This is a genomic window from Yeosuana sp., assembly GCF_057126245.1.
Genome location: NZ_DBNGMQ010000092.1, coordinates 38,105 through 46,807 on the forward strand (window position 1 = coordinate 38,105; position 8,703 = coordinate 46,807).

At 32.4% G+C, this 8,703-nt stretch carries 7 protein-coding genes; 5 read left to right on the plus strand and 2 right to left on the minus strand.

The features are described from left to right. Positions 1-131 precede the first annotated feature (131 nt). The 5 genes from AC15TD_RS13045 to acs are packed head-to-tail and all read left to right on the plus strand — an operon-like array spanning position 132 to position 7,295. The gene (locus AC15TD_RS13045; protein WP_484452593.1) at positions 132-2,822 is read left to right on the plus strand and encodes an ATP-binding protein; all 2,691 of its coding nucleotides are present in this window, start codon (positions 132-134) and stop codon (positions 2,820-2,822) included. A 20-nt stretch (positions 2,823-2,842) separates the two neighbouring features. Further along, positions 2,843-3,208: a response regulator transcription factor gene (locus tag AC15TD_RS13050; protein WP_484452594.1), complete on the plus strand. Its 366-nt coding sequence runs from the start codon at positions 2,843-2,845 to the stop codon at positions 3,206-3,208. Positions 3,209-3,259: 51 nt separating this feature from the next. Further along, positions 3,260-3,484 (plus strand): hypothetical protein, encoded by a 225-nt coding sequence (locus tag AC15TD_RS13055; RefSeq protein ID WP_484452595.1) that lies wholly within the window; start codon positions 3,260-3,262, stop codon positions 3,482-3,484. Further along, the gene (locus AC15TD_RS13060; RefSeq protein ID WP_484452596.1) at positions 3,481-5,373 is read left to right on the plus strand and encodes an acetate--CoA ligase; all 1,893 of its coding nucleotides are present in this window, start codon (positions 3,481-3,483) and stop codon (positions 5,371-5,373) included. The genes AC15TD_RS13055 and AC15TD_RS13060 overlap by 4 nt, the downstream gene beginning before the upstream one ends. Positions 5,374-5,387: 14 nt before the next feature. Continuing rightward, positions 5,388-7,295, plus strand: coding sequence for an acetate--CoA ligase (gene acs, locus AC15TD_RS13065; RefSeq protein ID WP_484452597.1), 1,908 nt, complete (start codon positions 5,388-5,390; stop codon positions 7,293-7,295). Positions 7,296-7,344: 49 nt separating this feature from the next. Here acs and AC15TD_RS13070 read toward each other — a convergent pair whose 3' ends face one another. Both AC15TD_RS13070 and AC15TD_RS13075 read right to left on the minus strand, forming a co-directional pair. Further along, entirely contained in the window at positions 7,345-8,010 is a 666-nt protein-coding gene (locus tag AC15TD_RS13070; RefSeq protein WP_484452598.1) for a 3'-5' exonuclease, read from the minus strand. A 1-nt stretch (position 8,011) separates the two neighbouring features. Continuing rightward, the coding region (locus tag AC15TD_RS13075; RefSeq protein WP_484452599.1) for a putative nucleotidyltransferase substrate binding domain-containing protein at positions 8,012-8,703 on the minus strand (692 nt) is incomplete at its 5' end.

The following is an 8,703-nucleotide window of genomic DNA, read 5'->3' on the forward strand; positions in this document are numbered from 1 at the left end:
ATTTAACCTTCCTTTTCTATTGGTTTATAATTTAGACGGTGATGTTTTTGGTATTCCTATATTTTATTTTTCAATATTTTCAATCTGGTTGCTATCAGTAGTTGTATCATTTATTGTTTTAAGGCGGCATTATGAGTAATTATGCTTTAATCTGTATTATCATTTGTTATTTAGCGATCTTATTTTATATCGCCTTTCTAGCTGAAAAAAATTCTAAAAGTAAATGGGTTAATAATCCTTTTGTATATACACTTTCCTTGGCTATTTATTGTTCGGCATGGACCTATTATGGTAGTGTAGGTATCGCGGCAAATTCTGGAATAAGTTTTCTTCCTATTTATTTAGGCCCTGTTATCGCAGTTCCTTTATGGATTATTGTTTTGAGAAAGATTATGCGTATTTCAAAACAACAAAAAATTTCGTCTTTAGCGGATTTTGTGTCTTTAAGATATGGTAATAATCGCTTTCTAGGAGCCTTGATTACGGTGATTTGTTTTATTGGAATTGTACCTTATATTTCGTTACAACTTAAAGCTATTTCAGAAACATTTGAGATTTTAACAGATGACACAAGTTATGTGTCAAACAGTATTATTGATGATTCTACATTGTATATTGCCGTTTTACTAGCGGTTTTTGCAACGTTTTTTGGAACCCAAAGAACCGATGCTTCAGAAAAACATCGTGGTATTATTGTTTCTGTTGCCTTTGAGTCTATCTTAAAATTGATGTTTTTTTTAATTATTGGTGTTTATGTTACCTTTTTTCTTTTTGATGGAACCTCAGATATATATGGTAAAATTGCTAATACACCAAACTTTGAACCCTTAACAAAGCTTAGTGGGTTAGAAGCTGGTTTTGATTGGTTTTTTATGATTATGATTTCTTTTATTGCTATATTTTTACTGCCAAGACAATTTCAAGTGTCTGTATTGGAAAACAATAGAGAAAAACATTTAAAACAAGCTATTTGGATGTTTCCACTTTATTTATTGTTATTTAATGTTTTTGTCATTTTTATAGCCTGGGCAGGAAAACTAACCTTTGGTAATACAGTTAATGAGGAATATTTTGCATTATTATTACCTCTTGAATATAATCATGTGTTTTTAGCGTTATTAGTGTTTTTGGGTGGTTTTTCAGCGGTAATTTCAATGGTAGTCGTTTCTACTTTGGCATTATCAACTATGGTTAGTAATAACCTCATTATTCCTTATGGGTTTCTAGATAAGTTTATTAAAGGCCAACCAGATGCAAATTCTTATTACATTAAGAATATTCGTCGTATTTCTATTTTTATTATCATCATTTTAGCATACGTTTTTTACATTAATTTTTCAATTGAGTTGTCTTTATATTCCATTGGGTTAATCTCATTTGTAATTATATCGCAAATAGCCCCTTCTTTTTTTATCGGATTATTTTGGAATAGGGGATCTTCAAAAGCGTCCATTATAGGGATATGTGTGGGCTTTTTCATTACATTTTACACGTTGATTTTACCGTTTACTATAGAAGCTTTTACCGGTGTGCATGATTTTACTGATTATGGGTTATTTAATATTTCTGAATTAAGGCCCTATGCACTATTTGGAATTGATTTTCTATCTCCTCCAGCACATGCATTTTTTTGGAGTATGTCTGCAAACGTTATGAGTTATCTGATTTTTTCTTTGACTTCTAAAGGGAATTATCGTGAACGCAATTACGCCGAAATGTTTATCGATAGTAAAAACTATTCGTCATTACAAGACAATGCCTTGGTATGGAAAGGAGAAGCTTATGTTTCAGACATTAAAAATGTACTCATCAAGTTTTTAGGAGAAGCAAGAGCTGAACGTGCTTTAAACTTGTTTTTTATGAAATATAAAATACCACCAAATACCCATATGGCTGATAGCAGATTAATTAACTTTTCAGAAAAACTACTAACGGGTAGTATAGGAAGTGCCTCAGCAAAAATTCTTATTGCAAGCGTTGTAAAAGAGGAGCAAGTTAGTTTGGTTGAAGTATTGAAGATTTTAGAAGAGTCAAAAAAAACTATTGCAAACAATAAAATGTTAAAAGAAAAATCGGAAGAATTATCTGGTTTAGCTTTAAAATTAAGACAAGCGAATGAAGACCTTATAACCAAGGATAAACAAAAAGATGAATTTTTAGATACGGTTGCCCATGAATTAAAAACGCCAATAACTGGTATTAGGGCTGCCACAGAATTATTAATGGATGACGACGATGACATGCCTTCTGAAATGAAGTCTCAGTTTCTAAATAATATGCTAAAAGATTCAGATAGACTATCAAGACTTATTAATAATATTCTTGACTTTGAAAAATTAGCTACAGGAAGAGATGATTTAAATCTTAAAGAAAATAGCATTAGAAAAACGATTAATTATGCGATTGCGGGCGTTCAACAATTAGCAAACAATAAAGAAGTAAATATTATAAATGATAATCTGGTCGATTTTCGTTTTTCTTATGATGAAGATAGAATTGTTCAAGTATTAACCAATTTGTTGTCTAACGCCTTAAAGTTTATTAAACCAAAGAAAGGCAAGATTATCATTGAATACAAAATGATTAATAATAAAGTTGAAGTCTATGTTATTGATAATGGTAAAGGGATTCCTGAAGAAGATTTTGACTATATTTTTAATAAGTTTTATCAGTCGAAAAATCAAAATACAAGAAAACCGCAAGGTAGTGGTTTAGGCTTAGCCATATGTAAGGAAATATTAGAACAACACGATGGGAAAATTTGGGCAAAAAAATCTAAAAAAAATGGCGCAACCTTTGGTTTTATGCTACCTTTTAAGTAAATTGTATACGCTAATATGTTATGAAAAAGAAGATTTTAATTGTTGATGATGAACCCAACATCGTGATGACACTTGAATATACGTTTAAAAAACAAGATTTTGAAGTGTTTATAGCAAGAGATGGAAGTGAGGCATTACATATTTTAGAAAACAATTCTCCTGATGTTGTTTTATTAGATATTATGATGCCCGATGTGGATGGATATCAAACATTAAATTATATTAAGAATCAAGATAGTTTAAAAGATACCAAAGTTGTTTTTTTAACTGCAAAAAATAAAGCTTCAGATATTGAAAAAGGCTTAAAACTAGGAGCAGATAAGTATTTAACAAAGCCGTTTTCAGTAAAAAAAATAGTTTCAGAGGTGCTTGAACTACTAAATTAAGTTTTGGTTTTGTGTGCATAATAAACCAATGTTTAATTTAAGTAAGTAAAAATGAAGTTTCAGTTAAACCCTTTAACATCAGATATTTTAATAAGTGTCTATGTTGTTGTTACCTTATACTTTCGGTTTAAATTAGAGAATAATACAGACGTGAGTTTTTTAAATTCCATAGTTATGGGTATTTCTTTCGTGGTTATTATTTGGGTTCTTATCAAATTGAAGATATTAAATCCTAATTGGTTTGGTATGTTTAATTCTAAAAAGTCGAAGCCATGAAGTATCAAGAATTTTATTCAAAAAGTATAAATAATCCGGAACAATTTTGGGGAGAACAAGCTCAACAATTAGCATGGTATAAAACCCCAAAAAATATACTTTTAAAAAATGATGATAATTATCATCAATGGTTTCAAGATGGTACGTTAAACTTAAGCTATCTATGCATTGATAAGCATATTGAAGATGGCTTTGGAAGGCAAAATGCCATTATTTATGATTCTCCAGTAACTAATTCTAAAGAGATTATTACCTATAATAGGTTATTAAAAGAAGTCTCAAAATTAGCAGGCGCACTTAAAGATATTGGCTTAAAAAAAGGGGATACAGCTATAATTTATATGCCTATGATTCCTCAGGCAGTTTATGCAATGTTGGCATGTGCAAGAATAGGTGTCATTCATTCTGTTGTTTTTGGCGGATTTGCCCCTAATGAATTAGCAATTAGAATAGATGATTGCAAACCTAAAGTCATTATAACCGCTTCTAGTGGTATTGAAATAGACAGAATCATACCCTATAAACCTTATGTCGATGAAGCCATTAAATTATCAGAACATAGACCAAGTAGTGTTATCATTTATCAAAGACATTTAGGTGCCGATACACCCGGAAAGCCTTATGATATCGACTACCAAAAAGCAGTTAGTACAGCAACGCCTACCGATCCTGTAGAAGTTGAATCTACACATCCATCCTATATTTTATATACCTCAGGAACTACAGGAAAACCTAAGGGTATTATTAGAGATTCTGGTGGTTATGCAACAGCTTTAAAATTCTCAATGAAATATGTGTATGGTGTTAATCCGGGCGATGTGTATTGGGCAGCAAGTGATGTTGGTTGGGTTGTAGGGCATAGTTATATTGTTTACGGACCTTTATTAAATAGAAATACAACTATTTTGTTTGAAGGAAAACCTATTAGAACACCCGATGCCTCTACCTTTTGGCGTATTATTGAGGAATATCGAGTTAAAGTGATGTTTACAGCGCCAACAGCTTTTAGAGCCATAAAAAAGGAAGATCCTCAAGGTAAATTTATAGAAGAATATGATATTTCAAGTTTAAAACATCAGTTTTTAGCAGGTGAGCGTTGTGATGCAACAACCCTTAAGTGGGCAGAAGAAAAATTGAAAATACCAATTATTGATCATTGGTGGCAAACCGAATCGGGTTGGCCTATGTTAGCCAATATGGCTGGTTTAGAATTAGCTAAAGTAAAACCTGGTTCAGCAACGTTTCCTGTTTGCGGTTATGATATTCAAATATTGAGTGATGAAGGCGATATCGTTGATGCAGGAATGGAGGGTTTTGTGGCGGTAAAACTACCATTACCTCCAGGGAATTTAATGAATATTTGGGGTAATCCAGAACGTTTTAAAGCGGGTTATCTCGATCGTTTTCCTGGATATTATTTCTCGGGAGATGGTGGCTATAAAGATGTAGATGGGTATGTGTATATTACAGGTCGTGTTGATGATGTTATAAATGTAGCTGGCCATAGATTATCTACTGCAGAAATGGAAGAAATTGTGGCATCGCATCCATCCGTAGCTGAATGTGCTGTTATTGGTATTCATGATGACCTTAAAGGCCAAATACCATTGGCATTAGCAGTAAAAAAATCTGAAAATGAGATAGCAGAATCTGTTATTCAGGATGAAGTTGTTCGTGATGTTAGAAAAAGTATTGGAGCCGTTGCAGCCTTAAAACAAGTGATTATTGTTGAGCGCTTGCCAAAAACACGCTCTGGAAAAATTCTTCGTAAATTGCTTCGTAGTATAGCAGATCAAGATGATTTTAAGGTACCATCAACGATTGATGACCCATCTATTATAGATGAAATAATACACAAACTAAAAACACATAAAGTAGGAAAACACTAAAAACGAATTAAATCATGAGTAATTATCACATCAAGCATTTAGAAGAATATTATCAAGTTTATAGAAAATCGGTTAGAGACCCAGAAAATTTTTGGGAAGAAGTCGCTGAAGAGCATTTTATGTGGCGAAAAAAATGGGACAACGTGTTAACTTGGGATTTTTCAAAACCTGAAATAAAATGGTTTGAAGGTGCTAAATTAAATATTACCGAAAACTGTATTGATAGACATTTAAGAACAAAAGGGGACAAAATCGCAATTATTTTTGAGCCTAATAATCCGGATGAAGAGGCACTACATATTTCTTATAATGAGTTGCATGACCGTGTTTGTAAAATGGCAAATGTTTTAAAATCTAAAGGTATTTCAAAAGGAGACCGTGTTTGTATTTATTTGCCTATGATTCCTGAGTTAGCTGTATCATTGTTGGCTTGTGCCAGAATAGGAGCTATCCATTCTGTTGTATTTGCTGGCTTTTCTTCAACAGCATTAGCAACTCGTATCAATGATAGCGATTGTAAGTTAGTCCTTACTTCAGACGGTTCTTATCGTGGGTCAAAATCAATAGATTTAAAAGGCATTGTAGACGAAGCCTTAGAAAACTGTCCTTGTGTTGAAAATGTATTAGTTGTTAATAGAATCAATTCAGAAATAAAAATGAAAGAAGGGCGAGATGTTTGGCTACAACCGTTATTGGATGCAGCAGATAATAATTCTTCACCTGAAATTATGGATTCTGAAGATCCATTATTCATTTTGTATACTTCGGGTTCAACAGGAAAACCTAAAGGAATGGTTCATAGTATTGCTGGATATATGGTTTATACAGCATATACGTTTAAGAATGTATTTCAATATAAAGAAGATGACATTTATTGGTGTACAGCAGATATTGGTTGGATAACAGGTCATAGCTATATAGTGTATGGTCCGTTGGCAAATGGAGCTACTACGGTTATGTTTGAAGGTGTTCCAAGTTATCCTGATTTTGGGCGTTTCTGGGAAATAGTTGCCAAACATAAAGTCAATCAATTTTATACAGCACCAACAGCTATACGTGCTTTGGCAAAACAAAATATTTCTTTTGCTGAAGAACACGATCTGTCTTCATTAAAAGTACTAGGGTCTGTCGGAGAGCCTATTAATGAAGAAGCATGGCATTGGTATAATGATGTGATTGGGAAGAGGCGAAGTCCTATTGTTGATACGTGGTGGCAAACGGAAACAGGAGGCATTATGATAACGCCTATACCATTTGCAACACCAACAAAACCAACCTATGCAACCTTACCGTTTCCAGGCATTCAACCTGCTTTGATGGATGAAACTGGAATAGAGTTAAGAGGGAATTTGGTAGAAGGACGTTTATGTATTAAATTTCCATGGCCTTCGATAGCAAGAACAATTTGGGGCGACCATCAACGATATAAGGATACCTATTTTTCAACTTTTGAAAATAAATATTTTACTGGTGATGGTGCTTTACGGGATGAAGTAGGTTATTACAGAATAACAGGTCGTGTAGATGATGTTATTATCGTTTCAGGTCATAATTTAGGAACGGCACCTATAGAAGATGCTATTAACGAACATCCTGCAGTTGCTGAGTCTGCCATTGTTGGTTTTCCACATGATATTAAAGGAAATGCGCTTTATGGTTATGTTATTTTAAAAGAAACTGGGGAAGGACGACTTCATGACAATGTACGTAATGAGATCAATCAAATTATCACAGAACATATTGGCCCTATTGCTAAATTGGATAAAATTCAGTTTACAAGTGGGTTGCCTAAAACAAGAAGCGGAAAAATTATGCGACGAATTTTAAGAAAAATAGCGTGTAAAGATATTAGTAATTTAGGGGATACATCTACCTTACTAAACCCTGAAGTTGTTCAAGAAATTATTGATAATGCCTTATAATATTTTTATATGTATTACAAGTAAAAAGCACCATTTTAATGGTGCTTTTTTATAGTAAACCTATTCGTTTCACAGGAGACTGTAAATCATTTAGCGTGATGTTTTTATTTAGTTTTAGATGTGATATAATTTTTAAAAATAATAACGCTGTGATATAAGCATCCCCAGATGCCGTATGTCTATCGTGTTGTGTAATATTAAATTTCTTTGATAAATCGTCTAAACTAAAATGGGTTTTGTTGGAATTGTTCAAACTAGTTTTATTGTAAAGATGTCCAGTATCTAAGACTTTATTTTTAAGTTTTGGCAAACCTAAACGCTTCAAAGCCCCATTAATCATAGCCAAATCAAAAGCCGCATGATGTGCCACTAAAACCGAATTTTTTATATAATCTAAAAATTGAATAATGCCTTCTTTTTCTTCTATTTTTTCATGATGTCCATCTTGTAAAATACCATGTATTTTTGCACTTTCGGAATTATATATGCGCTGATTCAAATAACATTCAAAACTGTCTGATACTTTAATTGTATTTTCAAAAATTACAATACTTCCTATTGATAAAATACGGTCTTGTTTAATGTTTAGTCCCGTGGTTTCAGTATCAAAAACAACAAATCTAATTCTGTCAACATTAGTCTCTTCCTTAATTTTAAAATGTGCAAAATAGGTGTTCCAATACTCAGGGTATTCTGTTTTTTTGAACCATTTCATCTTATAAAAATTGAGAAAGATTAAACCTTACTGAAATTAATTCTTGAATATCTTTTATGACTTTAAAACAATGTTTAAGTTCTAAGCGGTTTGATTTACTTAATGACTCCAGATCAATAAATCTCCCTGAATCATTATGTTTTAAGCCTTGTTCGGTTCTAAAAAGTAATAAATTTTTAAAGGCTTCAATACATTCAAGATACAAGTCTCTGTTTTGTGGTTCAAGTTCTACCAGTTTTGTAAATCGCATAATGGAATTATTGTGAGTCTTGACCCCATTTGAAAGTGTTAATAGCCTAGCAGCGTCTACTAGTGGCATCATGGCTCTTGCTTTAATGTCAAATTGGTCTTTGTGTTCGCCGCTTTGTTCAACTAAAAACTGTCTAAAAAAACTTAATGGCGGTGGATTCTTTAATGCGTTTACACCTAAATAGTTTAAAAATATTTCATGAGAATGAATTGATTTATAAATACTATCAGACATGATGTTTACCAAAGCAGAATCACCATAAATTAATTCAAAATCAAAAAATATGGTACACAGCATTAAATTGTCTTCATCGGGTACTGTAATCCATCGTTGAAATTGCCGTTTCCATTGTGAAATTGATAAGCACCATTTAGGATTAGTAGCCATCATATCAGACGGACAATATTCATACCCAACCGTATTTAAATCGTTAGAAATTATCT

What these genes read in the sequence shown, in the direction of transcription:
- AC15TD_RS13060 (WP_484452596.1), top strand. Translation starts at nt 3,481, where the DNA reads ATGAAGTATCAAGAATTTTATTCAAAAAGTATAAATAATCCGGAACAA.
- acs (WP_484452597.1), top strand. Translation starts at nt 5,388, where the DNA reads ATGAGTAATTATCACATCAAGCATTTAGAAGAATATTATCAAGTTTAT.
- AC15TD_RS13050 (WP_484452594.1), top strand. Translation starts at nt 2,843, where the DNA reads ATGAAAAAGAAGATTTTAATTGTTGATGATGAACCCAACATCGTGATG.
- AC15TD_RS13045 (WP_484452593.1), top strand. Translation starts at nt 132, where the DNA reads ATGAGTAATTATGCTTTAATCTGTATTATCATTTGTTATTTAGCGATC.
- AC15TD_RS13055 (WP_484452595.1), top strand. Translation starts at nt 3,260, where the DNA reads ATGAAGTTTCAGTTAAACCCTTTAACATCAGATATTTTAATAAGTGTC.
- AC15TD_RS13070 (WP_484452598.1), bottom strand. Translation starts at nt 8,010, where the DNA reads ATGAAATGGTTCAAAAAAACAGAATACCCTGAGTATTGGAACACCTAT.